Genomic DNA, 24,345 nt, shown 5'->3' on the forward strand with positions numbered 1-24,345 from the left:
TCCTATAACAATAGATACAAGCTATGGATAAATTAAAGAAATTCGAGTTGATGGAAAAAATAACACGGGAGCTGGAAGATTTACGCAATAGTCAACAAGCCGTGTTGGAGAAAATCGGAAAAATCGAAGTCGACAACATCGAACTTGGAGACAAAATGATCGAATCCAAAGTGCCGGACATCTATCAGCGGACAGCGCAAAACGCTGATGCTATCCGTGAAATCCTAGAGGATTTCCAGCAAAAAACAGAAGAGTTCGGAGATAAAAACAATGTGGACAAGCTTAAAGAGCAAGATGCCATAAACAAGCTTAAATAACGCAAAGAGGGCGATTTTCATAGTAGAAATCGCCCTCCTTATTACTTCCTTAGTTAGGAAAATAGAACTTACCAGATAACAATACGTTTGTCTTTAGGAACATACATTTTGTCTCCTGCTTTGGTACCCCAAGCGTCGTGAAAACCATCCAAGTTAATGATTGGTCCAAATGCACGATACTGCGCTGGAGAATGAGGATCGGTTTTTACTTGATTGACTACAAATTCATCCGTTGTCTTGGTACGCCAGATCGTAGCCCAAGATAAGAAAAAGCGTTGCTCTGGTGTGAAGCCGTCGATTTTACCCGGATTGCCTTTATCCTTAAGATACATTTTCATGGCATCAAAAGCTACAGATGAACCTCCCAAATCTCCAATATTCTCACCCAGTGTAAATCTACCATTGACAAATACTCCCGGTACAGGCTCATAAGACTCAAACTGAGCTACCAATGCATTTGCTGCAGCATCAAATTTGGCCTTATCGTCTGCAGTCCACCAGTTGTTTAAGTTACCATTACCGTCATATTGAGAACCTGAATCGTCAAAGCCATGAGATAATTCGTGGCCTATAACCGCACCTATACCACCAAAATTAACAGCAGCGTCAGCTTTATAATCGTAGAATGGCCGTTGAAGAATAGCTGCAGGGAATACGATTTCATTATACAATGGGCTATAATACGCATTCACTGTCTGTGGGCTCATACCCCATTCCGTTTTATCAACCGGTTTACCTTGCTTCGCTAAGTTCTGCTCAAAAGCCCAAATGTGAATATTCCGAATATTGTCAGGAAGTGAGCTTCCAACACTCAATTTAGAATAGTCTTTCCATTTGTCTGGATAACCGATCTTGACATTGAATTTGGCTAACTTTTCTAAAGCTTTTTCCTTTGTAACCGGAGACATCCAAGCTAGATTATTGATATGTACTTCAAACGATTTGATCAAGTAGCTAACAAGCTCTTCGCAGGCTGCCTTTGCATCCTCTGGGAAGTGTTCCTTTACGTAAAGCTTACCTAACAGTTCTCCAACAGTTTCGTTCACAAATTCTAAACCTCTTTTATCCAAAGTCCGTTGCTCTTTCTGCCCTTTCAATTTACGGCCGAAGAAATCGAATGCCAACTCATCAAGTTCTTGCGTCAAATAACCGGTAGCATCATTCATAACATGAAACTTCAGATACTCTTTAATGATGGGAACATTTTTCTGGTTAACTATTTTATCTAGATTTTGAAAGTAGTTCAATTCGCCAATGATAACCGTATCGGCTTTAAATCCCATCTTGGCCAAATAGTCTGCTACATCAACATTCTTTACCATCTTCCCTAAATCTTTGACCGCAACAGGGTTGTAACGCTTTTGAGCATCGCGAGACTCCTCGATGGTTTTCAAATAAGAAGCAATGGATTTCTCAAAAGCTACAATTTTTGGTCCCTTCAAATCGCGCGTAAGCTGTCCTGTCTTGGCATATAAAGCCGAAATATAGTTAGAATAATCCCCTAGCGTCTGTGTATTCTTTTCATCTACCTTTTGATAATAGGAACGGCCAAGACCTAACCCACCTCCTCCTAAATAAACGGCATTGGCACTAGAATTCTTCATATGAGCGCTTACATAGCCCCCATAAAAAGGATTTCCACCTTCTTTACCATACGTCGAGAAATAAGCTGTTAAGTCTTTTAGATCTTTGATCTCATCGATTCGCTTAAGTTGCTCTTGAATGGGTTGTAACCCTTGCTTATTACGCGTATCAAAGTCTATAAAAGACTTGTAAAGATCTGCGATTTTCTGTCCATCACTTCCTTTTTCAAAGTGTGAATTCAACGAGCCTTTTAAAATATTCAATACAGCTACATCTGTATTTTCGCGCAATTCGTCAAATGATCCCCAACGGGCTTTGTCAGATGGGATCTCGACCGATTTCATCCAATTCCCATTGACATAGTTGTAAAAATCATCCTGAGGTCTGACATTCTTGTCCATCAGAGATAGGTCTATAGCTTGATGCTGCTGCGCAAATGTCGTAGTAGCACTCGCTAAAACCGCTGTAAGTACAATTAGCTTGTTCATTATGTATTTAATTTATCTTATTAAGAGCGTACCCCAGTGAATCAGAATAACACTCCCTATTTAACTATCACAGATATACAGAAATTATACCGACCAACGAAAGTGTTTGCAAGTATCCGAATAATACCGGATTCTGTTCGTTACATTTGTATAAGGTATACCCGTGATGGGTTTATATCTATGCAAACATAATAAATCATCAGTAGATTATTAGGTAACTATTTTAAATATGTACATAGAAATTGAAGGTAAAACCTATTACATCAGTATAAGGGACTCCGAAAAAAAAGTTACCGTTATTGGTCAAAAAGATGGCACTGTACAACTCGCTGTAGCCGCACAGCTATCAGAGGGAGAATTGATTACCTATCTCAAAAGTACGTCATTCCAAAAATCAATAAAATCAGAGCAGCCTTCTAAATTGGAAGCGGCGGCAACGATAGCGATGTTCGACACTACATTTACGCTAATAATCCAAAAAGAATTATTAACGCCCTATATCGCTGGAAAATCCCTCTACACAAACCTTAATCCGAAGAGCAAAGCTGCACAGAATAGTCTCCTTGAACAGATTTTAATGCAGGAATTAAAACAGCAAATAGGTTTCTGGGAAGAAAAATTAGGGGTATTAATCGACAATATTAATATCCGTAAATTAAAAACAAATTTCCATACGGTTTGTAGTAACAGTAGTCGTTTGACCTTTGATAAAAATCTTATTTACAGATCAAGAGAGTTTCTAGCCTACCTATGTGCTGTTGCAGTTTTTGACTATATACAAATGGAAGAATCAATACGGGAACAACTGGCTAATCAATACATAAAAGATTGGAAGCATCATCAAAAGGTATTCCTTTATGAACTAACACAGCACGTAAATAGATAATATGAATATCCCTTATCGTTTTAAGCTCAACACATCATCATTTGCCTATTATTGGACGGAGGGCTTAGGTAAGGAGTTATTGAATAAGCAGGGGCGCACACCGGATATAGATCAAGCTAATCAATTTATTCCCTTGCTCTATCAATGGGATAATAAGGCGGATGAGATTATACAGGACCTGTATGCTAAAATAGGTATTCTAGCAGCAAACAAATCCTTGTTCAACTATATTGACGAGCAGCCTTTGGCTTCGGATGAATCGACGGTCTGGAATAATTTTTTTAAGGATATCGATTTAAATCCAGATTGGTTGGACTGGAATAAAATACAAAAAGGAAGCGAGCTGTGCCGAAGACCAGGACTGACCTCACTCATCGTCCTTCGCGATTACTGCCTCATGGGGGGCTATGAATCCGCAGCAATCAATAAACCTCTAATATATACAGGTGCGCTAAAAAAAGGGGCTGTAAAGCGCTTGGTGGATACCGTAGAGTTCTGGGTACAGATCACAAAAGAAAACGGCTTAGAAAAAGGAAGCGAGGGGCTTAAGCAGGTATTTCTCACCCGGATGATACATGCCTACTCCCGGGTACACATCCTGCAGAAATCCGATTGGGATACCGAAAAATGGGGAGTACCTATCAATAGCTGGGATATGCTCGCAACAAATCTAGGCTTCTCCCTGGTATTTATGGTCGGTCTTCACCGCATGGGCATACAGGTCTCTCCCGAAGAGAAAGAAGGTGTTTTCCATTTTTGGAAATACATTGGATACCTACTCGGTATCCCCTTAGAATTATTGCCGGATAATGAAGAAGAGGCCATCGAAGCGCTGTACTATTGGACCATGACCCAACGAGAGGGAGATGCAGACACGCAATTACTGGCCTCTGCACTAAAGGAAGAACCTGTAATGGCCCACTATCCAACAAACCCACTAATGCGGAAGATGATGCGGGAGATACACTTGTTCTATAACCACTACCTCCTAGGGGAGTATTCGTGCCGGCTATTAGGCCTACCATCAACGACTATTGGTCGGTTTGGTATTATCAATGTATGGCGGACCAAAAAGCAAGAAATGAAAATAGGAAATGAAGCGAACAGGCAAAAAGCGATACTGGATGGCGGAAATGAACAGGAAAATGTCCGTCAGATCTATCAAAAATATAATCGATAAACCTCTTATGATCCACTAACTGGCGGATCACCAACAGAGGTTACTATTCTGGATAAACTCTAAAACATACCTCTAAAAAAAGAGGTGCAAACCTATATTTGCACCTCTTTACTTTATGCTATTAATGCTTATTTAGATTGGGCTTCAGGCAATAAAATAAACTTGAATAGGCGATCTGATTTTAAGTATTTGTTCGCGACTTCTTTGACAGACTGAATAGACACTTTATTCAACTCATCCATATACCGAAGTACATAGGTTGGGTCTTCATTAAGCTGGTAGGCTCCAGAAATCTGTCCTAACCAAAATCCATTCTCACGCAATTGTAATTCCAACTGGCGTTTTTGCTCAATTACAAATTTATCGAGATCAATCTGACTCGGGCCATCCGCTTTTATCTTATTGACTTCGTCAATTGCTGAAGCAATCAGCGATTCATATTTATCAACGCTTGTGCCGAATCCAATGCTAAAGCTGTAACGTCCTCTTGGATATTTACTTGAAGAAGCACTCGCTCCTGTACCGTAAACACCGCTTTCATCTTCACGTAAACGTTCCAATAACTTGATGGATAATACACTCTCTAATGCATCAAAATCTAAATTCTCTTTCTCAGAGTAATTGTAGTCTCCGTAATAAGTCATCTGCACCTGAGCCTTAGCTTCTTTACCTTTTCGGACGATCTTCTCTACTCCTTTGGCTGGCTCGACGATACCTAAATCCTTAGCCTGTTCTTTTCTTCCAAGATTTGGCAATGCTGCAAGGTAATTTTCTAAGTAAGGCTTAATCTCTTCCTCCGTAAAAGAACCAACTATAGTAAAAGTAAAATCAGAAGCATCCGCAAAACGTTCTTTAAAGATTTCTAGCGCACGTTTTTGATTTATCCCTTTAATTTGATCTGCTGTAGGAATGGTTCTACGCACATTGTCCTTATACAATGTTTTGGTTTTAACATCGGAAAAAACAAAACCTGGATCATCCTCTCTATTCTCCATTGATGATAAAGTGCGTGCTATTCCGCTTTGGAAAATATCATCATCCAATCTTGGTGCTGTAAAATAACCATAGATCATTTCGAAAGCAGTCTTTAACCCTTCCTTGTCTGAGGAACCTGAAAATCCTTCTGAACGCTCAGATAGATAAGGAGAGATGTTTGCATTCTTTCCAGTCAGATATTTCCGCAACTCTATAGAGTTCAACTGTCCTACCCCGGAACCATTAACAAATGCTGCAGCATTTGAGGCTGTAAGATATTCTGCATCACTATATAAAGAGGTACCTCCTGGACTAAATGCAGAAATCAAAATCTGATCATTTTTAAAAGTAGTAGGCTTCAACAATACCTTCACCCCATTACTAAGGATAAGCTCCTTGGTCTGGATTGCTGCGATATCTTTTGTTGACTTAATAGTTCCTTTCACAGGCTGTTTGGCCAAAAGTGGCAATTCGGAGACTTTATCTTCGTAAGCCGTTAACTGCTCTTGATCCACTTCGTTCAACCAAGCGTTAACCTGTGATTCCTGAGGAAGAGTAGCTTTGTCTTTCTCAGGCCCCATAATAACGATATCTCTATTGTTGTCCACGTAAAAGCGTCTTCCGATAGCTTCGACTTCTTTTAAAGTCAAAGTCGGCAACAATTGCTTAGTGATCTGATAACGATCTTCATTGCTCAATGCGGGCTCATCATTAAGGAAGTGCTGTAAATAGGTGCTTACATAAGCATCTGATTTCTTTTTATCACGTTCTTTATAAGATGTCTCATTACTCTTTACGAATGCGGTCATCGTCCGTTGAAACTCAGACTCTGTAAAGCCAAATTTTTGAAAACGATCAAGCTCCCGCATCGTGGCCTTTAGTCCTTCTTCAAACATCCCTGGCTTAGCAGCAAAAGATATCGATAGGTTGTCTAGTCCTCCGAATAGCGAGCTGATACTTATACCTGCTTGTAGGAACGGCGGATTAGGCTGTTGACTGATTTCTCTAAGACGGGAACTAATCATACTATTGAATAGACTCTTCATCAAAGAAGTCCTGTAGTCGCCTACTGTACTAACTTTTTCCTCTGGATGTTTGATGATAATCTGACCTACAGTAGAAGGCATTTCTGGGTCAGTTACAATTAGAAACTGATTCTTGTTTAGCAATGGTACGGAATGCGCTGTACGTTTGACTGGATTCTTCGGTGTTTTCATATCCGAAAAAAGTCGGATTACCTCTTGCTCCATCGCCTTAGCGTCGATATCCCCTACAATAATAATAGATTGTAGATCGGGTCTATACCATCTCGCATGAAAGTCGCGTATCAGCTTAGGATCGAAATTCATTACGACATTTTCGGTACCGATAGGTAGGCGTTGAGAATACAAAGAACCATTCAGCAATACAGGCAAAAATTGGTCCTGCATACGTTGCGAAGCACCTCTACCACCACGCATCTCCTCCATGATGATACCACGTTCCTTATTGATCTCATCCGTACCCAACAAAGCGTCCTGCGCCCAGTCGCGCATTACCTGCAACCCGTTCTTTAATAATTCCGGATCATCGGAAGGAATTGGCAATTGATAAACCGTTTCCTCAAAACTTGTATAGGCATTTAAATCAGATCCAAAGCGTACACCTGCTTTCTGTAAATAATTAACTAAATCATTCTTTGGGAAGTGCTTCAATCCATTGAAGTTCATGTGCTCTAAAAAGTGAGCCAAACCACGTTCTTCCTCTGTTTCTAAGATTGATCCAACTTTGACGCCAAGATACATTGTAACCCGCTTCTCAGGCTCTGCGTTCTTGAGGATATAATACTTAAATCCGTTTTTCAGCTGACCTACAGTAACGTTATTATCAAAAGGCAATTTATCTTGCCATTTTAAAGTATCTTGTGCTAAAATTGTTTTTGCCTCGTGCGCTAACGTCGAAGCGTGTACTGGGGACGCATCAACAGATGCGAAAGTAGCAGGTAATAAAAATGCTACTGCTAAAGGTTTTAAAAATCTCATTAATTTAGCACGTTTAATTTTTTTTGCAAAATACCATTAAAAAATTACTAAACATATTAAGCAATAATAAAATTACAATATTTAATTTTGTATATGGACTGGAATACTACATCTAAAGATTTTAAAAGGTACTTAGAATTTGAGCGGAATCTTTCTCAAAATTCAATTTCGGCCTATCTCAATGACGTACAAAAACTCAAAATATATTGTGAGGATCTGAATCTGGAAATTAAGGATTTGTCCCCACGACATATACAGGATTTCTTAGTATGGATGAGTACTTTTTCCATATCAACTTTTACCCAGGCCAGATTGATATCAGGACTTAAAGCATACTTTAACTATCTCCAGTTAGAGCATGAACTAGACCCCAACCCTATTGAGCTTATAGAGACACCACGTCTGGAAAGAAAAATCCCAGATGTCTTACATATTGAGGAAATCGACGCTCTAATAAGTGCGATCGATCTATCCAATCCTGAAGGTGCCCGGAATAAAGCTATATTGGAGGTCTTATATGGCTGTGGCCTTCGTGTCTCTGAGCTGATCAACTTAAAGATATCGAATCTTTTTCTTGACATCGATTTTATTAAAATAGAAGGTAAAGGCAACAAAGAACGCCTAGTTCCTATCGGCAGCCAGGCTATTAAGTACCTAAAAATATACCTCCAGGAAATACGTAACCAACAAAAAATAAAGGCAGGCCATGAGGACTTTGTATTTCTCAATCGTCGCGGTGCCGCCCTCTCTAGGGTCATGATTTTTATCATAATCAAAGAGCTCGCCACTAAAATCGGATTGAATAAACAAATCAGCCCCCATACATTCAGACATAGCTTCGCTTCTCATCTCGTAGAAGGAGGAGCTGACCTACGGGCGGTCCAGGACATGCTTGGCCATGAAAGTATCACTACAACAGAGATTTACACCCATATAGACAAAGAATATCTTCAATCTGTAATTACACAGTTCCACCCGAGATCATAGGTTAACGCAACAAAGTGTATTTAAATTTGCAACATTGCTGCAATAGAGATATCTTTGCATGCAATGCATATCTTCATTAAAACAGTCGCCCTCCTATTCGCCATAACCCATTTGTGGGTTTCGGGAAGCTTGCTGCGACACAAACATGATGATTGCCATGGACAAGACAATGACTCTTGCCACCATACAGATGAATCTACAGGGCATGATGACTGTGCAATCTGTTATTACATCTACCTGCCAAATTCATTGGCTGCTACCGATGCCTTACAAATAGAGTACATACCCACTATTAGTTTTTCGACTTACAATGTATCACTCGATACCACTATAGTAACACTTAAGCCTCGTCTATATACGAACAAAGATCCTCCTGTGTATATCTAAATTAATATAGCTACAGCTATGTTGTAGAGTTCGATTCCCTGTTCAGTGGACAATGCAATTTTGCTCTGCCATTGAAAAGGTACATGCTTAATTAAAGATTTACTAACGACACTATTCATGAAGACGATTATCGTTCTAATCGCTCAGTGGGCATTATATACATCTATATTTGCCTACGGTCAAAACTGCAATTTAACGCTGAAGGTTCAGCTAATTGACGCTGAAAACCATCAGCCAATTGGCAGCGCGCAGCTGTATTTGAACAATAATACACGTCCGAAGGAAGCGAGTCCAGGTAAATATGTATTTCAACAGCTATGTAAAGGGGCATCTTCACTCTATATAGACCATAGTGGCTATGAAAAAAAGGAAGCCAATATAAGAATGAGTCAGGATACGGCGATAACAATTGTGCTGAAAAAGGATGTGCAACAGCTGGAAACAGTTACTGTGACAGCAAATACACAGATCTCCGCCCCCCGTACGTCGATTACACTTAGTAAAGAGCAAAGACAGGAAAGCCAAGGTAAAAATCTCGCGGGTGTACTTAGTGAAATTGCCGGAGTCAATACGCTAAAAACGGGCGCAAATAATGGCAAGCCTGTTATAAATGGATTATATGGCAACAGACTATTACTTATAAACCACGGGGTAAGACATGAAAGCCAGCAATGGGGAACGGATCATGCCCCAGAAGTAGACCCGTTTTCGGCAGAAGAGATTACGGTGATAAAAAGCTCGGACGCGGTGCGTTTTGGCCCGGATGCGCTCGGAGGGGTAATCAAAATAAGTCCATCTGCTATCGTTACCGACCGGAAAGCCCAAAGTAGCCATGCTATTCTATTCAATAGCAATGGACGAGGACTACTCCTCAACGACAAACTGGAAGGAACTGTAGGACAGTTTTCCTACCGCGCAGGAATAACAACCGGTAAACAAGGGAATCTGAAATCGGCTGACTATTATCTTGGGAACACAGGCAATGAGGAACTTCATGGTAATCTTTTCGCGTCCTATAAAACCGGTAAAAACACATTCAAAATGTATTTAAGCCATTTCGGAAATACTTTAGGTGTATTCCAAGGGGCTCATATTGGTTCAAAAGAGGACATACTGGCTAGAATAGAACATGGAAGACCTTTTGAAGAATACAGTTTTTCTTATAAAATCGGAGCACCAAAGCAGCGTGTCACCCATCAATTGGCGAAACTAGAATACCTGTACCAGCTTGACGAAAACAGTCAGATCGAAGCTCAATACAGTATACAGCGTAATCATAGAAAAGAGTTTGATCTGCGCCGTGTTGCTGAAAATGATGTTCCTATGGCTGACATCCTCCTGAGTACCCAACAATTGGAGCTGGTATACAGCCGTCCGTTTTTTATGGCTGGAATCTCAGGAAGCCTACAGGTAAACAACAACGTACCTGGAACGGGCTCAACTCCTATCATTCCAAACTTTGACAATCATGGTCTTGGTGCCTTCGTCAGTGTTAAAGTACCGTTTAAAAGCTATCTGTTAGAGACAGGAGTACGCTACGACTACAAGTTCTTTGATGCGGCAGGTTACCAATATGACTATTCTAAAATAACCGAGGATGGCTTAATTCCACAGTACCTAATGACGGACAGGAAGCATTTTCACAACATTTCGGGGGTAGCTGGAATCAGCCAACGTGTCAACGCTGTATTCACCTGGAAAAGCAATCTAGGTTTGGCCTGGCGTGCGCCTTCTGCCAATGAGCTATACAGTGATGGAATACATCATGGTACAGGTACCTATGAGGTTGGGAATAAAAATCTGAAGAGTGAGAAAGGTCTGAAATGGATAAATTCCCTCTCCATGGACAAGGGTTTTATCAAAGCAAACGTCGACCTATTTGCGCAGGTGATAGAAAACTATATCTATAGCCAGCCTGTCCCTGACTCTACACGCCAGACTATCCGTGGCACCTTTCCGCTATTTCAATACCGTCAGGATCGAGCATTTTTCTATGGCGCAGACTTATCGACCCTAACAGACATCAACCAAAACTGGCAATACGGACTAAACATATCCCTTGTTCAGGCCAAAAATATCACGAAAGATGAGTTCCTTCCTAATATACCGGCCTGGAAACTGCAGCAACATCTCTCCTATCGCTTTGCCCCAAACCAGGTACTAAGCTATATCAAGATTAAGCATCATTTCCAAGCCAAGCAAACACGGTATGAACCGAATTCGGACTTTGCTGCACCACCTGCCGCATACCACCTCTTTGACGCGGTATTGGCGTCTTCTATTAAACTCAAATCCCAACGAACGGCAGAATTCCAACTTGCTGTCAACAATGTCTTTAACGAGGCTTACAAAGACTATATGGATCGATTTAGATACTATGCACATGCACTGGGACGCAACGTGTCTCTTAAAGTCAATTTTACATTTTAACAATTTATTCTAATGAAAAAATACATAACAATACTATTCATTTCCATTTTTGCCCTTACTACTGCTTGTAAAAAAGATGAACCTACACCAGAAACCGATCAAGAAGAGGTAGGGTCGGCATCGATCACCTTTACAGAGGTCGCAGGTGAAGCGCATGGTGACCACTACCACTACACCGAAATAGAAAATCCAGAAGTGGAGAAAATAGAGTTTACTGGTAGCCAAATGTTACCTCCGGTAGGTGCACATACCCATTTGGAAGTAGGAAAATCGTACCGTTTCAATGTAACGATCAAGGATTTTGCTGGGCGAGAGACCCAACAGTCTTTCGTAGAAAAAGATGATCACCACTTTGCCTTTATTCTAAATATCCCAGAAAACCATGCCTTTGTAACATACAGCGACAAGAGAAATGATGGGACAAAGGTTAAAGTAGGTGTACAAGGATATATAACCGTATTGAAAGCATCTTCGACGTTTACAACACGCTATATCATGCGTCACCTAAACCCTAAAGTTAAAGAAACCATCGATCCGAAAAAAGATTGGAATAATACGAACTTCACCTCCTTCACCGGAGCAAATGACCTAGATCTTAAATTCGACCTTCACTTTACAGAAGACGGGCACGGGCACTAGTCCAGCAGTATATAGTATAACAAAAAAGAGCATTTGATTGTATCAAATGCTCTTTTTTGTTGGTGTCCCCGGCGGGAGTCGAACCCACATCTTCAGAACCGGAATCTGAAATTCTATCCATTAAACTACGGAGACCGTTCCGCAAAAATATAACTTTTATGTGAAACTAAAACTTTTTTTACCAATCATTCTGAAAAGACTTTATAATAGCTTCACAAACAATATTTTACTTTGCGATTTTCAAAACTTCAAAACATTTTTTATTACGGATAAAGAGCGGGAATACAATTTTAAATGGTTTTTGGGGGACTTGAAAAAGAAAAAGCCTGAGAGAATCAGGCGATTTCTCAGGCTTTAAAATTTAACCTCTAGACGAGGCAATCAACCTAAACCTAAGCGAAGGTAACATATATTTTTGATTCAATCCAAACGTTTTTGGATCAAAATAGCACAGCAAAAGCTAAAAGACTGATAGTCAGGGAAATAATTTACTAATAAGAAAAACAAACGAGAGCTATATATGCAACCGCACCGCTCCGTTATAGGAATTAGTTAAAGTTAGTGTATTATTTACACAAATAAAAATAAATTGCTTTTTATCTTATTTCCCTCCTCCCCAAAAGAGCTAAGAATACCTTGACCAAAACAGTTGTTTATACGTATACATTTGCCTAATTTTGCTTAAACATCTTTTAACACTTATGTTCACTGGTATTATCGAAACATTAGGAACCGTTACAAAAATCGAACGGGAACAAACAAATCTTCATATTTATATTCATTCGGACTTATCTTCTCAATTGAAAATCGACCAGAGTGTATCTCACAATGGTGTATGCCTCACTGTAGTAGGTATAGAAGGTGATATTCATAAAGTTACTGCTATCGACGAGACCCTTCAAAAAACCAGTTTAAGTAGTCTTCAGGAGGGACAGCTCATCAATATCGAACGTTGCACACAGGCAAACGGAAGGTTTGATGGTCATATTGTACAGGGACACGTAGATCAGACAGCGGTATGTATCTCAAAAGAGAATCACGATGGCAGTTGGCTGTTCACATTTCAGTACGATCCTTCATTTAGTAATATCACGGTCGAAAAGGGCTCGATAGCGGTAAATGGAATCAGTCTGACTGTGGTGAACTCCCTACAGGACCGTTTTTCTGTAGCCATTATCCCCTACACGATAGAACACACTAATCTAAAACATGTACATGTGGGTACGGTAGTCAACCTGGAGTTTGACATCGTAGGGAAATATATTTCAAAAATAATGGCTCTTAGAAACTAAGAGCCATTATTCATTATTCGAGGTATGTCCCCTGCCTCATCAATAGCGCTCTATATTTATTAAATACAGCCGCTTTAGAAATGAATCCAAGATACCTATCTTGACTATCCACTACAGGCAATATCCATACATCATCTTTGTTCATTTTCTGCATCACGCGCTCCATATCTTCATTTTCCTGGATGATATCAATCGGCTTTTGGGCCAACGAGGCAAATGTACGCCCAGCCCCTTCTTCCTCGCCTAATAGAATAGAAAAAAGCCGTTCGCTGTATATTATCCCTAAAAGCTTGCGTTCGTCGTCGACTATAGGGAAGATATTTCGCTTCGAATGGATGATATCAACTTTTCTATCGAGCGGAGTTTCTTCGGGCCTTAACAAGACAAAATTCTGCTCTATGACATAACGCAATTTCATCATACTCAATACGGTCCGGTCTTTGTCTTCGTAAGAAATCAAATCGCCCGATTCGGCAAGGACTTTTGTATAGATGGAGTGCTTCATAACAGCCCTATTAATCAAATAAGAGATGGATGCCACAATCATCAAAGGAACCATCAGCGCATAGCCCCCCGTAATCTCGGCAATCAGAAATATTCCGGTCAATGGGGCGTGCATGATGCCGCTTAATGCTCCTGCCATGCCCGCCATCACAAAGTTGGGGACATTCAGCTCGATGACACCAGTTAAATTAACACCATAGGCAAAAGCAAACCCTAAAAGCCCACCCATCACCAAACTGGGGCCAAAAACACCTCCATTGCCACCGCCACTGATTGTAAACAGGGAAGCCAGAGATTTTGCAAACAGAGTCAGCACGGTATAACACACCACTACCCAGCCCAGTCCTTTGAAATCAGAGAACAGACTATTCTTAACAATGGAGTCAAATTGTCCATCCAAGATCTGCTGTATCGTGAGATAACCTTCTCCATATAAAGCAGGGAAGACCAAAATCAATAAACCTAATGCTAATCCACTGCTCCATACCTTATTGTAAGGGTTCTGTATCTTTGAAAACCAACTTTTCACTTGCTGGCTGAGTTTAGAAAAATAAACCGTAAACAGACCTATCAAAATAGCCAAAAGAAAGTAAAAGAACAACGCTCCTACTTCCCAATCTGTGAGGGCTGTGTGAAAAAGAGGTTCACTGTACAGAAGTCGAGAGACAACTGCTGCCAGAGCAGACGAAATCAACAAGGGAATAAAAGCAGGAATGGAAAACTCAGGAAGCAATATTTCAATAGCGAAAATCATTCCCGCTATTGGGCTATTAAAGGCTCCCGATATACCGGCGGCAGCACCACAGGCCAACAACATGGTAACCTCTCTATAACTCAGTCCAAAGAAACGACCAATATTAGATCCTATGGCAGATCCGCTATACGCAATCGGCGCTTCCAGTCCACAGGAACCTCCAAAGCCTACGGTAATCGCACTCGTCACGATCTGTGAGTAGACATTGTGTACTTCTATACGGCTGGACCGCCTCGAGATCGAATAGATAATAGGTGTAATCCCGTGTTCAAATGTCTTGCCTTTCAAAAACTTGCGTACATATAGTACGCTTAACAAAATACCTATCAGGGGAAAAATGAGATAAACGGAATACTTGATATGCCACTCGACATCATCCTGTAAGGCAGATGCGATAAAATGTGTCAGTCCTTTAAGTAGCGCTGCAGCTAATCCACCAATCAGCCCAACCAAAAAAGCAAGTATTACTAAAAAGTTTCGGTTCGAAAGTCTTTCCATCCGCCACTTATTAATCCGATCCAATCTCTTCAGAAATCTACTCCTCATATAACTTTTTGTTTAGATATTAAAACCAATAATATCTTTCTTTTTATTTGATTTAAAGCGTTCGGGAACGACTGTTAATATTTCATCTTTTAAGACCTTTACAGCCATTTTCTTCACGTAGTTATGTGTAGTGACTATACTAATTTCACGTACGGGCTCTGGAGCTTTAAAATAGCGCACATGCCCCAATTGGTCTTCATTATACCCTAAGATACTCAATTCGGGCAAAATCGTCAATCCATCATTAATCTCTACCATACGCTTGAGCGTCTCTACGCTACCTGTATTGTACTCGAAAGTGCCATTCGCACCTTGATTATGCTTATAGTTACAAATATTGAGCACCTGCCCCCGCATACAATGTCCTTCATTAAGTAACCATAGTTTTTCTTGGGACAAGTCATCATAGCCTAGCATCTTCTTATCAAAAAGCGTGCTCTTTTCGGATACATAGGCCACAAATGTTTCATAAAACAAAGGCATTTCCAAGATGGTATTATCCAGCAAGGGGGTTGATAATATACCGCAATCGAGCGTTCCAGCCTTGAGTTCCTGTATAATCCGCTCTGTGGTATATTCCCAGACTTGCAATTGGACTTTAGGATATTTTTTTAAAAATGATGTAATTACTCCTGGCAAAAGGTAGGGAGCAACTGTAGGTATCACTCCTATCCTGAACTCCCCTTCTAGTTCGCCCTTAGCTTCCTGTAGAATCTCTGTAATCTTCTTGCTCTCTGTAAGAACAGCACGGGCTTGCTTAATAATCCGCTTGCCTACTTCCGTAGGGATTACAGGCTGTCGACTGCGGTCAAAAATTTTGACTCCCAACGACTCCTCCAACTTCTGAATCTGCATACTCAAAGTCGGCTGTGTAACAAAACACTTTTCGGCTGCGGCTACGAAACTCCGATAGGTATCTACCGCAATAACATATTCCAATTGAACTAGGGTCATCTTATAAGTTTTAACTATACAAAGATAAGAAATGAGGTATATAAAGTTAGGAATTTAGTACTTTTGGAAAAAGCGCTCATGTGAATCTATAAAGCAACAGGCACAACTGTCTATTGGCAAGGCTTTTTAATATAAGATAGAATACAATACCATCAAAAAGTGATTAATATGAAGTACAATTTTAAGCCCTCTATTTTATTAGCGGCCCTATTGGGACTAGGGGCATTCAATTTTTCGGCGTCTATACCAGACGAAGGAATGTTTCCCTTGAGTGAATTAAACAGAGCTGGACTAAAAAAAGCAGGGTTAAAAATCAGTGAAAAAGACATTTATAACCCAGGACAGGTAGGACTGGTGGATGCCTTGGTCCAGGTATCTGGTTGCTCAGGTTCTTTCATATCACCCAATGGACTGATTATTACGAACCATCACTGTGCGTTCAGTGCGGTTCAACTAGCGTCAACACCACTACACAATTATTTGGAAAATGGATTTGTGGCGAATTCCCAAGAGCAGGAAATAGAAGCCCGGGGACTTACCATCCGTATCACAGAATCTTATGACGATGTCTCAGCACAAATATTGAATGCGGTAGCGCAGGTCAATGATCCTATCGAGCGCATCAATATAATCAACAGAAAACGGGAAGAGATAGCACGCCAGGCAGAGAAAGAAGATCCGTCAATCAAAGCAGAAGTTTCGGAAATGTTCATAGGAAAGAGTTATGTGCTTTTCCGCTACCGTACGATAGAAGATGTAAGATTGGTTTATATCCCCCGTCAGGATATCGGAGAGTTTGGAGGGGAGACAGACAACTGGGTATGGCCTAGGCATACCGGAGATTTCTCCTTCTTAAGGGCATATGTCGCTCCGGACGGGAGTGCTGCTAAATATTCGAAAAAGAATGTTCCTTACAAACCTAAAAAACACCTGAAAGTCAATCCAAAAGGGGTTGAAGAGAATGATTTTGTCTTCATATTGGGGTATCCAGGAAGAACATTCAGACACCGTCCTGCGCAGTACATAGCATATCAACAGCAGTTTTTACTACCCTATACGTCGGAACTCTACGATTTCCAAAATCAACAAATGTTGCTAGCTGGGAAAAATGATAAAGCTACTGAACTAGCGCTGGCAACAAGAATAAAACGCAATGCCAATGTATTGAAAAACTACAGGGGGAAACTAAAAGGCTTGCGTAATATCGACCTTATCCAAAGTAAGCAGCAAGAAGACCTGGCACTAGGCCAATTCATCGCCTCTAAACCGGAGTTAAGCAAGAAATATGCAACGCTGATGGCTGACATTGACCAGCATTATAAGTTGGTATTCAGTGATGCAGAAAGAGAACTATGGTTCAACAACCTATATACAGGCATCCGTTCGCTCCAAATTGCGTCTTTGGTCAATGAATTCAAAAGCATCCTAGACAAACAGGGAGGTACATCAAGTAAACAACAGTTTTTTGATCAAAATATAGCACGTTTTAAGCAACAACTAGACGGCATATACGAAAGCTATAATAAACAAGCTGACGAACGCATAGCAGGACACCTATTTGCCCAAGCCTATCTTTTTAAAGGTAAAAACCAGGTGCAAACTGTAGTGAACAAAAATTTCGGAAGCGAAGACAGCGCTACAAAATATATACAAGAAGCAATTGCCCAATCGAAAGTGAATGACAAAGCACTTCTATACAATGATGTTCTTAAAAGTGTAGCTAGCCTCGCGGCCTACAACGATGAATTACTAACTTTCCAGCAAAAAGTTGAAAAGGAAATAGAGCCATTCCGCCAGGAACAAAAGCGTCGTGAAGGAGTATTGAATAGATTAATGGGCGATTATGTAGCCGTTAAAGAACTGTATCAGTCTAAAAACTTTATTCCGGATGCGAACTCTACTTTACGGTTGACTTATGGAAATATAAAAGGCTATAGCCCTGCTGATGCCACTTATATGAAGCCATTCACAACCGTAAAAGGATTAATCGAAAAAGGCAACTCTGGCGATACGGAATTCCAATATCCTGAAGCTATTAAGCAAGCTTGGCTGAGCAAAAATTTTGGTGCTTATAGTAAAGGAGATTTAAATGACGTACCGGTCAATATCCTCTATAATATGGACACTACGGGAGGAAACTCAGGTTCTCCTATTATGAATGCTTATGGCGAACTTATTGGTGTAAACTTTGACCGTTCGTATGATGCTACGATTAATGACTTTGCTTGGAATGAAAGCTACAGCAGATCGATAGGTGTAGACATTCGTTATGTTCTTTGGGTCGCTGACAAAATAGATAATGCCCAGTTTATCCTAAAAGAAATGGGAATTTAATTAGCATAATGGGGAATCTATTACAATAGATTCCCCATTATTCATCTAAAAAAATAAAAATGATAAGACTACTGAGCTCTCTCCTACTGCTAATAGCATCCGCTTGTACAGCCATTGGGCAGACCAAAATAACAGCATCGGAAGCCGCTAAAATATTTGAAAAGAATAAAAAAGTACAATTGCTCGATGTACGCACACAAAAGGAGTATACAGATAAGCATATTGCTAATTCCATAAACCTAGATTGGAATCAAAAAGCGGAATTTGAAGAAAGCTCCTCCTCTAAACTCAACAAAAAAAAACCTGTATATGTGTACTGTCTATCAGGAGGCCGTAGCGCGCAAGCTGCCAAAACACTGGCAGAACAGGGATTTACAGTATATGAAATTGAGGGAGGTATCCTAAAGTGGGAAGCAGCAAACCTTCCTTTAGAAAGAAACCTCTCACAGACGCCTAAAGGACTTACCATAAAACAATTTAAAGCACTTACAAAAGATGAGCAGATGGTACTCGTCGACTTTCATGCGAGCTGGTGCGGTCCCTGCAAAGAGATGGAGCCATTTATAAAACAAGTCGCTAAAAAATACACAGGCAAGGTTAAGGTTGTAAAAATCGATGTCGATGAAAATGGCACCTTGACCAAGCAACTGGGGATAACGAGCATTCCTGTACTCTATTTGTACAAAGGAGGAAAGAGAACCTGGAAACACACTGGATTCGCAGATTTGGAAACTATAGAAAAACAACTTAATTAATATGCAGACAGTAACTCTCGTCCTTGGTGCAGGTTTTGGAATTCTAGCCATTACACTGGGGGCTTTTGGGGCACATGCCTTCAAGAAAATAATCAGTGCAGATAAATTAGCTTCTTTTGAAGTAGGTGTCCGTTATCAGATGTATAGTGCGCTGGTATTATTACTTATCGGATTTAGCTGTGATTTTACATTGTACAGTCAGCGTCTAGCAGTTTATGGAATCGCAATTGGGACTATCTTATTCTCATTCAGCATCTATTTGCTGTCGTTTTCAGAATATTGGAAAGCCAATCTTCGTTTCTTGGGTCCCATCACTCCTTTGGGTGGTCTGCTAATGATTGTTGGATGGGCCTCCTTACTGGTTTCATTTCTATAACACTATAAGTAAGCGTGTACAATAACAAATTCACTTCGCCGATAGGTCTTCCCTGGTATAATTGGCTAAAAATATGCATTAGTATTGCCCTTTTTTCGGGCATTACTTCTGTTATATTCTTAAACGCCTTAAACTACGTCGGAAACTTACGTGAACAACAACAGTTTTTGCTATTTGGACTGCCCCTAGCTGGCCTACTAATTGTATTTTTATATCAACGCTATGGCGGAGCGGCAAGTAAGGGTAATAACCTCCTGTTTGAAGAGTATTATAATCCTAAAGGAAATATCCCTCTATTAATGGCTCCTTTGGTAATTGTGGCTACCCTACTGACGCACCTCTTCGGTGGATCCGCTGGCCGTGAGGGAACGGCTGTCCAATACGGCGGAACTTATGCTGATTTTATCGCGAAGAAAATGGGCCTGAACAAACCCCAAACGAGGATAACGTTGATATGCGGAATCGCGGCAGGGTTTGCTTCCCTCTTTGGTACTCCGCTCGCTGGTGTGGTATTTTCGGTAGAGCTATTTCGTCTGGGTAAACTACGCTACAGCGCGATAATACCAGCGCTTCTTACCGCTTACTTGGCGCATGCTGTTTGCCTATTGCTTCAGGCACCACACACCCACTACCCTTTTTTAGACTTCCGATTATTCCAAATCCAGGATATTCATTGGGTAATACTCTTTGCTATACTCGCTGGTGTAACAGCGCGCTTATTTACGTATACAGGAGATATCCTCAGTCATCTATTCAAGAAAATCAGCAACCCCTACTGGCGCGTGGTAATAGGTTCTTTGATCATACTTGCTATTATTGCTTATATAGGCAATACTAAATATATCGGGCTTGGAATACCTACCATCTTAGAGTCGTTCGAACAACCTCAAGCGGGCATAGACTTCTTAGCTAAGATAGTACTAACCTGCCTTACACTGAGTGTAGGCTTCAAAGGTGGAGAAGTGACCCCCTTATTCTTTATCGGAGCAACGCTCGCCAGCTTCCTTTCTATCTACATCCCTCTCCCTCTTTTGGTGATTACAGCTCTCGGTTTTGTTTCCGTCTTCTCTGGCAGCACTAAGACTCCATTTGCTTGCGCCATTATGGCCGCAGAGCTATTTGGAATCTATATTTTACCCTTTGCTCTGTTGTCAACACTTATAGCTGCATTTGTATCTGGGCAAAAGGGGATATACAGTAGTCAAAAAAATAGAAAATTGACCAAAAGAAGCTAATCTACAGGAGCAATACTTTCCAGGCCATCAGCACATCATCGCTATCAAGATATTCTTTTGCTTTCAACTGCAAATGCGTATCACGGGAACTCTCGTCTCCAATAAACGCATTGGTCAATTCCAACACCTCCGGTAAACACCGAATAGCATCTACCTCATCCTCCGAAGGCAAAGTACCTATCTGAGCTAATTTATCTTTATCGGCCGTCGTCAGCACAACCGAATTCCTTACAAAAGAAGGTAATCTACTAAAACTCATTACACTTTATTTTCAAGCACTTACCCTAGCCTAAGTTTTTTAATAATTTCATCAGCAAATTCACTCGTCTTTAGCAAGGTCGCTCCATCCATAAGGTTGAAAAAATCTACTGTGACTTTTTTGTCCTTTATAGTTTTACCCAAAGCATTTTTAATAGCATCGGCAGCCTCATTCCAGCCCATATACTCCAACATCATTACACCGCTCAGAATAACTGATGAAGGATTCATCGTATCTGTATTCGCAAATCTTGGAGCTGTACCATGTGTAGCTTCAAAAATAGCATGCCCTGTTTTATAGTTAATATTAGCTCCGGGAGCAATACCGATCCCGCCCACCATAGCAGCCAGGGCATCAGAAATATAATCTCCATTCAGATTCAATGTAGCGACAACCGAAAAATCTCTCGGTGCGAGTAATATCTGCTGTAAAAAATTATCAGCTATAATGTCTTTGATAATTATCTTACCAGCCTGTTGCGCTTCTTTTTGCTCCTCGTTGGCGGCATCCTGTCCCTTTTCTGCTTTAGTACGTTCCCACTGCCCCCAAGTATAGGTCTGTGCGGCAAACTCTGTCTCGGCGACCTCAAATCCCCACTGTTTGAATGCCCCTTCTGTATATTTCATGATGTTGCCCTTGTGCACTAGCGCTACCGATGGTAAACTGTGGGTCAGGGCATACTCGATTGCGGCACGGACCAGCCTTTTGGAACCTTCTTCAGAGACCAGTTTTATACCAACACCGGTCGTATCAGAAAATCCATATGTTACACCTAATTCTTGCGATAAAAACGTCTGTAGTCGATGAGCGTCATCACTACCAGCGGCAAATTCAATCCCCGCATAAATATCCTCGGTATTCTCCCTAAAAACAACCATGTCAACATATTCAGGGTGTTTCACTGGCGAAGGCACTCCTTCGTACCATACTGTGGGGCGTAAACACACATACAAATCCAACGCTTTACGTAAGGCTACATTCAATGAGCGAATACCACCACCGATAGGAGTCGTCAGCGGTCCCTTTATCCCGACCAAATACTCCTTAAATACAGATAACGTTTCCTCTGGCAACCAAGTGCCGGTCTCATTATACGCCTTCTCTCCTGCCAAAACTTCTTTCCACAGAATGCTTCGCTTACCGCTATAACAAGCCTTGACTGCTTCGTCAAATACGCGGACCGACGCCTTCCAAATATCGGGTCCAATTCCATCTCCAATAATAAAAGGAATAGTAGGCGCATCAGGCACCTGTAGCGCTCCTTTCGAATCCACGGTTATTTTTCCACTCATATCTATCAGTTTTGTTTTTCTTTATTGAACATATTGCCAATCTCGCGACTTATCTTTCTGAAAATAGGCGCTGTCTGAATGTGCTCATATTCATCTATATGAGAATCAGCCTGACGACTAGGGAATAACAATATCAGGTTCTGGTTTTTATAATAACGTCCCACTCGTCGTGCCAAACCATCTAACGAATCCCGATACGACACTTCTCCATTTCGAGAAGATACAAATACAAGTAATGAATCTACATTACTAAATGTCGCCAACCCGTAAATATTATCCCAATCTTCGTAATTAGAAAAGTGTAGCGGCACACTGGATTTAAGAAGCTTCTGAACCTCTTCTGTTGCACTTACGGTTCTAGAATTACAAATAAAATTGACGGGTAAGGATAATTCTTGCGCTAACTTCAATATCTTTTCCATCCAATAGGTAAATCCAAATTCAGACTCTGCCAAAGGAGGTGCAAATACGGTAATTGATTTATGTGAAATCAACGGTTTTTCCAATCTACACATAAATAAAGTCGTGTCTGTGCTATTTAAAATACTCTCTGTCTTTTCGCCAACAATCTTTTCGACAAAGGAAACAGCACTAGGCCACCCCATAATGATACAATCCGCAAAAACGTGTCTCGACATTCTAGAAATACCGGCTGCAATATTATAATCAATGGTCGTCACCAATTCAACTTCTGTCTCTGCCCCTGAAGCATATTTGGCCATATTATCCAAATTTCTTCGAGCTTCTATCAAATTACGTTCGGCCCGCTCGTTGTCAGGGACAACACTCAAAATACTTAACGGATAATGGGACTTCTTGGATTTGATTAAGGTTGCAAAATCCAAAATGGGCTCCATGGTACTGAGATTAGCAATTGGGATCATTATTTGCTCCTCTCCCTCTTCTACATGCTCCACATGTGCATCATCCTGATGGCCCTCCATAACGACTTTCTTTGAAGCGCTCTCCGTGACCATGGTTGCTACAATACACGTTACTAAAATCAACAAGATGGTTCCGTTCAAGACATTTTCATCGATAATATCATTACTATATCCCACCATAATAACGGCAAGAGTCGCAGCAGCGTGTGCATTACTCAATCCAAAAATTAGGTTTCTTTGATTCTTTGAATATTTAAAAATCAATTGGGTAACTGTAGCCGCCAAATATTTACCAGATATAGCGACAACAGTCAACGTACCCGCCACAATAAGCGCCATCGGTCCCTTTGTCAATACACTCACATCCACAATCATCCCAACAGAAATCAAAAAGAAAGGAATAAAAATAGCATTACCAATAAACTCAATACGGTTCATTAACGCTGAAGAATGTGGAATTAATTTATTCAATGCTAGTCCAGCAACGAAAGCACCTATGATAGGCTCTAACCCTGCCATTTCGGCTAAGAAAGCAGCAAAAAACACCACCGTAAGTACAAAAATATAATGACCTGTCTTTTCCGATTCTATTCGTTCAAAAAACCACTTCGCGATTTTAGGAATGATACCGAACATAATAAAAAGGAAAATGGCGAAAGAAACACCTAAAGTAACCCAGAACTCTTGGTTGATATTTCCCTGGGAAGCCCCGGTGATCACCGCCAGAATAATCAGGACTGCAGTATCTGTCAATATCGTACCACCAATCGTAATAGCGACAGCTTCATGTTTTGAAATACCGTATCTATTGACAATGGGATAAGAAACCAATGTATGGGTAGCAAACATACTCGCAATCAATATGCTGGGCAATACATCATATCCCAACAGATAATGGCAGACCGGAAAACCGATAGCTATTGGAATCGCAAAGGTAAAAAAGCCAAACAGCACACTCTTGTGCTTGGTCTTCTTAAATTCATTCATATCCAGCTCAAGGCCGGCAATAAACATAATATACAAAAGTCCGATAGTAGAGAAAAGATTTACTGCCGAACTCTTTTCTAACCAATTAAGTCCATGTGGCCCAATGATTACCCCAGATAGAATCAGACCAATAATACCAGGTACTCGTATCGGCCTCAATAAGATGGGCGACAAGAGTATAATAAAAAGCACTAAAGAAAAGACAAGTACTGGGTTAGTTAAAGGAGCTTCAAATGCGTCAGCTAAATGTTCAAAAATCTTACTACTCATAAATCGACT

The 24,345-nt window shown here is 40.6% G+C and carries 19 protein-coding genes and 1 tRNA gene; 12 read left to right on the plus strand and 8 right to left on the minus strand.

The window, feature by feature from the left end:
* Positions 1-23 precede the first annotated feature (23 nt).
* Positions 24-317: a hypothetical protein gene (locus CLV99_RS06260; protein ID WP_133583617.1), complete on the plus strand. Its 294-nt coding sequence runs from the start codon at positions 24-26 to the stop codon at positions 315-317.
* 68 nt (positions 318-385) lie between these two features.
* Here CLV99_RS06260 and CLV99_RS06265 read toward each other — a convergent pair whose 3' ends face one another.
* On the minus strand, positions 386-2,389 hold the full coding sequence (locus CLV99_RS06265; RefSeq protein WP_133583618.1) for a M13 family metallopeptidase: 2,004 nt from the start codon (positions 2,387-2,389) through the stop codon (positions 386-388).
* 229 nt (positions 2,390-2,618) lie between these two features.
* On the opposite strand from CLV99_RS06265, the gene CLV99_RS06270 reads away from it, so the two are divergent.
* On the plus strand, positions 2,619-3,275 hold the full coding sequence (locus CLV99_RS06270; RefSeq protein ID WP_133583619.1) for a YgjP-like metallopeptidase domain-containing protein: 657 nt from the start codon (positions 2,619-2,621) through the stop codon (positions 3,273-3,275).
* A 1-nt stretch (position 3,276) separates the two neighbouring features.
* Positions 3,277-4,455 (plus strand): oxygenase MpaB family protein, encoded by a 1,179-nt coding sequence (locus CLV99_RS06275; RefSeq protein ID WP_133583620.1) that lies wholly within the window; start codon positions 3,277-3,279, stop codon positions 4,453-4,455.
* A gap of 128 nt (positions 4,456-4,583) precedes the next feature.
* Here the strand turns inward: CLV99_RS06275 and CLV99_RS06280 are convergent, their stop codons facing one another.
* Positions 4,584-7,451 carry a M16 family metallopeptidase gene (locus CLV99_RS06280; protein ID WP_133583621.1) on the minus strand — a complete coding sequence of 956 codons (2,868 nt, stop codon included), beginning with the start codon at positions 7,449-7,451 and terminating at the stop codon, positions 4,584-4,586.
* Between the two features lie 93 nt (positions 7,452-7,544).
* On the opposite strand from CLV99_RS06280, the gene xerD reads away from it, so the two are divergent.
* From xerD to CLV99_RS06300, 4 genes are all read left to right on the plus strand, one after another.
* Entirely contained in the window at positions 7,545-8,438 is an 894-nt protein-coding gene (xerD, locus tag CLV99_RS06285; RefSeq protein ID WP_133583622.1) for a site-specific tyrosine recombinase XerD, read from the plus strand.
* Between the two features lie 63 nt (positions 8,439-8,501).
* Positions 8,502-8,825, plus strand: a complete 324-nt coding sequence (locus CLV99_RS06290) for a hypothetical protein (protein ID WP_133583623.1) — start codon at positions 8,502-8,504, stop codon at positions 8,823-8,825.
* Between the two features lie 117 nt (positions 8,826-8,942).
* Positions 8,943-11,255: a TonB-dependent receptor gene (locus CLV99_RS06295; protein ID WP_133583624.1), complete on the plus strand. Its 2,313-nt coding sequence runs from the start codon at positions 8,943-8,945 to the stop codon at positions 11,253-11,255.
* A 12-nt stretch (positions 11,256-11,267) separates the two neighbouring features.
* Positions 11,268-11,894 carry a hypothetical protein gene (locus CLV99_RS06300; protein ID WP_133583625.1) on the plus strand — a complete coding sequence of 209 codons (627 nt, stop codon included), beginning with the start codon at positions 11,268-11,270 and terminating at the stop codon, positions 11,892-11,894.
* A gap of 60 nt (positions 11,895-11,954) precedes the next feature.
* Here the strand turns inward: CLV99_RS06300 and CLV99_RS06305 are convergent.
* A tRNA-Arg gene (locus tag CLV99_RS06305) sits at positions 11,955-12,029 on the minus strand.
* A 566-nt stretch (positions 12,030-12,595) separates the two neighbouring features.
* Here CLV99_RS06305 and CLV99_RS06310 point away from each other — a divergent pair.
* Positions 12,596-13,186 (plus strand): riboflavin synthase, encoded by a 591-nt coding sequence (locus CLV99_RS06310; protein ID WP_133583626.1) that lies wholly within the window; start codon positions 12,596-12,598, stop codon positions 13,184-13,186.
* Between the two features lie 13 nt (positions 13,187-13,199).
* Here the strand turns inward: CLV99_RS06310 and CLV99_RS06315 are convergent, their stop codons facing one another.
* Both CLV99_RS06315 and CLV99_RS06320 read right to left on the minus strand, forming a co-directional pair.
* Positions 13,200-14,990, minus strand: a complete 1,791-nt coding sequence (locus tag CLV99_RS06315) for a chloride channel protein (RefSeq protein ID WP_133583627.1) — start codon at positions 14,988-14,990, stop codon at positions 13,200-13,202.
* Positions 14,991-15,002: 12 nt separating this feature from the next.
* On the minus strand, positions 15,003-15,944 hold the full coding sequence (locus tag CLV99_RS06320; RefSeq protein ID WP_133583628.1) for a hydrogen peroxide-inducible genes activator: 942 nt from the start codon (positions 15,942-15,944) through the stop codon (positions 15,003-15,005).
* 168 nt (positions 15,945-16,112) lie between these two features.
* On the opposite strand from CLV99_RS06320, the gene CLV99_RS06325 reads away from it, so the two are divergent.
* The 4 genes from CLV99_RS06325 to CLV99_RS06340 are packed head-to-tail and all read left to right on the plus strand — an operon-like array spanning position 16,113 to position 20,644.
* On the plus strand, positions 16,113-18,278 hold the full coding sequence (locus tag CLV99_RS06325; protein ID WP_133583629.1) for a S46 family peptidase: 2,166 nt from the start codon (positions 16,113-16,115) through the stop codon (positions 18,276-18,278).
* A 59-nt stretch (positions 18,279-18,337) separates the two neighbouring features.
* Positions 18,338-19,033, plus strand: a complete 696-nt coding sequence (locus CLV99_RS06330; protein ID WP_133583630.1) for a thioredoxin domain-containing protein — start codon at positions 18,338-18,340, stop codon at positions 19,031-19,033.
* 1 nt (position 19,034) lies between these two features.
* On the plus strand, positions 19,035-19,409 hold the full coding sequence (locus tag CLV99_RS06335; RefSeq protein WP_133583631.1) for a DUF423 domain-containing protein: 375 nt from the start codon (positions 19,035-19,037) through the stop codon (positions 19,407-19,409).
* A 14-nt stretch (positions 19,410-19,423) separates the two neighbouring features.
* Complete coding sequence (locus CLV99_RS06340; protein ID WP_133583632.1) at positions 19,424-20,644, plus strand: chloride channel protein; 1,221 nt, start codon at positions 19,424-19,426, stop codon at positions 20,642-20,644.
* 1 nt (position 20,645) lies between these two features.
* Here CLV99_RS06340 and CLV99_RS06345 read toward each other — a convergent pair whose 3' ends face one another.
* The 3 genes from CLV99_RS06345 to CLV99_RS06355 are packed head-to-tail and all read right to left on the minus strand — an operon-like array spanning position 20,646 to position 24,336.
* The gene (locus CLV99_RS06345) at positions 20,646-20,903 is read right to left on the minus strand and encodes a hypothetical protein (RefSeq protein ID WP_133583633.1); all 258 of its coding nucleotides are present in this window, start codon (positions 20,901-20,903) and stop codon (positions 20,646-20,648) included.
* 20 nt (positions 20,904-20,923) lie between these two features.
* A complete protein-coding gene (gene icd / locus CLV99_RS06350) occupies positions 20,924-22,195 on the minus strand; it encodes an NADP-dependent isocitrate dehydrogenase (RefSeq protein WP_133583634.1) in 1,272 nt (423 codons plus the stop codon).
* Between the two features lie 5 nt (positions 22,196-22,200).
* Positions 22,201-24,336: a cation:proton antiporter gene (locus tag CLV99_RS06355; RefSeq protein ID WP_133583635.1), complete on the minus strand. Its 2,136-nt coding sequence runs from the start codon at positions 24,334-24,336 to the stop codon at positions 22,201-22,203.
* Between the last annotated feature and the right edge of the window lie 9 nt (positions 24,337-24,345).

This window comes from Sphingobacterium yanglingense, from assembly GCF_004363245.1.
GTDB classification, from domain to species: domain Bacteria; phylum Bacteroidota; class Bacteroidia; order Sphingobacteriales; family Sphingobacteriaceae; genus Sphingobacterium; species Sphingobacterium yanglingense.

What these genes read in the sequence shown, in the direction of transcription:
- CLV99_RS06260 (WP_133583617.1), top strand. Translation starts at nt 24, where the DNA reads ATGGATAAATTAAAGAAATTCGAGTTGATGGAAAAAATAACACGGGAG.
- CLV99_RS06265 (WP_133583618.1), bottom strand. Translation starts at nt 2,389, where the DNA reads ATGAACAAGCTAATTGTACTTACAGCGGTTTTAGCGAGTGCTACTACG.
- CLV99_RS06270 (WP_133583619.1), top strand. Translation starts at nt 2,619, where the DNA reads ATGTACATAGAAATTGAAGGTAAAACCTATTACATCAGTATAAGGGAC.
- CLV99_RS06275 (WP_133583620.1), top strand. Translation starts at nt 3,277, where the DNA reads ATGAATATCCCTTATCGTTTTAAGCTCAACACATCATCATTTGCCTAT.
- CLV99_RS06280 (WP_133583621.1), bottom strand. Translation starts at nt 7,451, where the DNA reads ATGAGATTTTTAAAACCTTTAGCAGTAGCATTTTTATTACCTGCTACT.
- xerD (WP_133583622.1), top strand. Translation starts at nt 7,545, where the DNA reads ATGGACTGGAATACTACATCTAAAGATTTTAAAAGGTACTTAGAATTT.
- CLV99_RS06290 (WP_133583623.1), top strand. Translation starts at nt 8,502, where the DNA reads ATGCATATCTTCATTAAAACAGTCGCCCTCCTATTCGCCATAACCCAT.
- CLV99_RS06295 (WP_133583624.1), top strand. Translation starts at nt 8,943, where the DNA reads ATGAAGACGATTATCGTTCTAATCGCTCAGTGGGCATTATATACATCT.
- CLV99_RS06300 (WP_133583625.1), top strand. Translation starts at nt 11,268, where the DNA reads ATGAAAAAATACATAACAATACTATTCATTTCCATTTTTGCCCTTACT.
- CLV99_RS06310 (WP_133583626.1), top strand. Translation starts at nt 12,596, where the DNA reads ATGTTCACTGGTATTATCGAAACATTAGGAACCGTTACAAAAATCGAA.
- CLV99_RS06315 (WP_133583627.1), bottom strand. Translation starts at nt 14,990, where the DNA reads ATGAGGAGTAGATTTCTGAAGAGATTGGATCGGATTAATAAGTGGCGG.
- CLV99_RS06320 (WP_133583628.1), bottom strand. Translation starts at nt 15,944, where the DNA reads ATGACCCTAGTTCAATTGGAATATGTTATTGCGGTAGATACCTATCGG.
- CLV99_RS06325 (WP_133583629.1), top strand. Translation starts at nt 16,113, where the DNA reads ATGAAGTACAATTTTAAGCCCTCTATTTTATTAGCGGCCCTATTGGGA.
- CLV99_RS06330 (WP_133583630.1), top strand. Translation starts at nt 18,338, where the DNA reads ATGATAAGACTACTGAGCTCTCTCCTACTGCTAATAGCATCCGCTTGT.
- CLV99_RS06335 (WP_133583631.1), top strand. Translation starts at nt 19,035, where the DNA reads ATGCAGACAGTAACTCTCGTCCTTGGTGCAGGTTTTGGAATTCTAGCC.
- CLV99_RS06345 (WP_133583633.1), bottom strand. Translation starts at nt 20,903, where the DNA reads ATGAGTTTTAGTAGATTACCTTCTTTTGTAAGGAATTCGGTTGTGCTG.
- icd (WP_133583634.1), bottom strand. Translation starts at nt 22,195, where the DNA reads ATGAGTGGAAAAATAACCGTGGATTCGAAAGGAGCGCTACAGGTGCCT.
- CLV99_RS06355 (WP_133583635.1), bottom strand. Translation starts at nt 24,336, where the DNA reads ATGAGTAGTAAGATTTTTGAACATTTAGCTGACGCATTTGAAGCTCCT.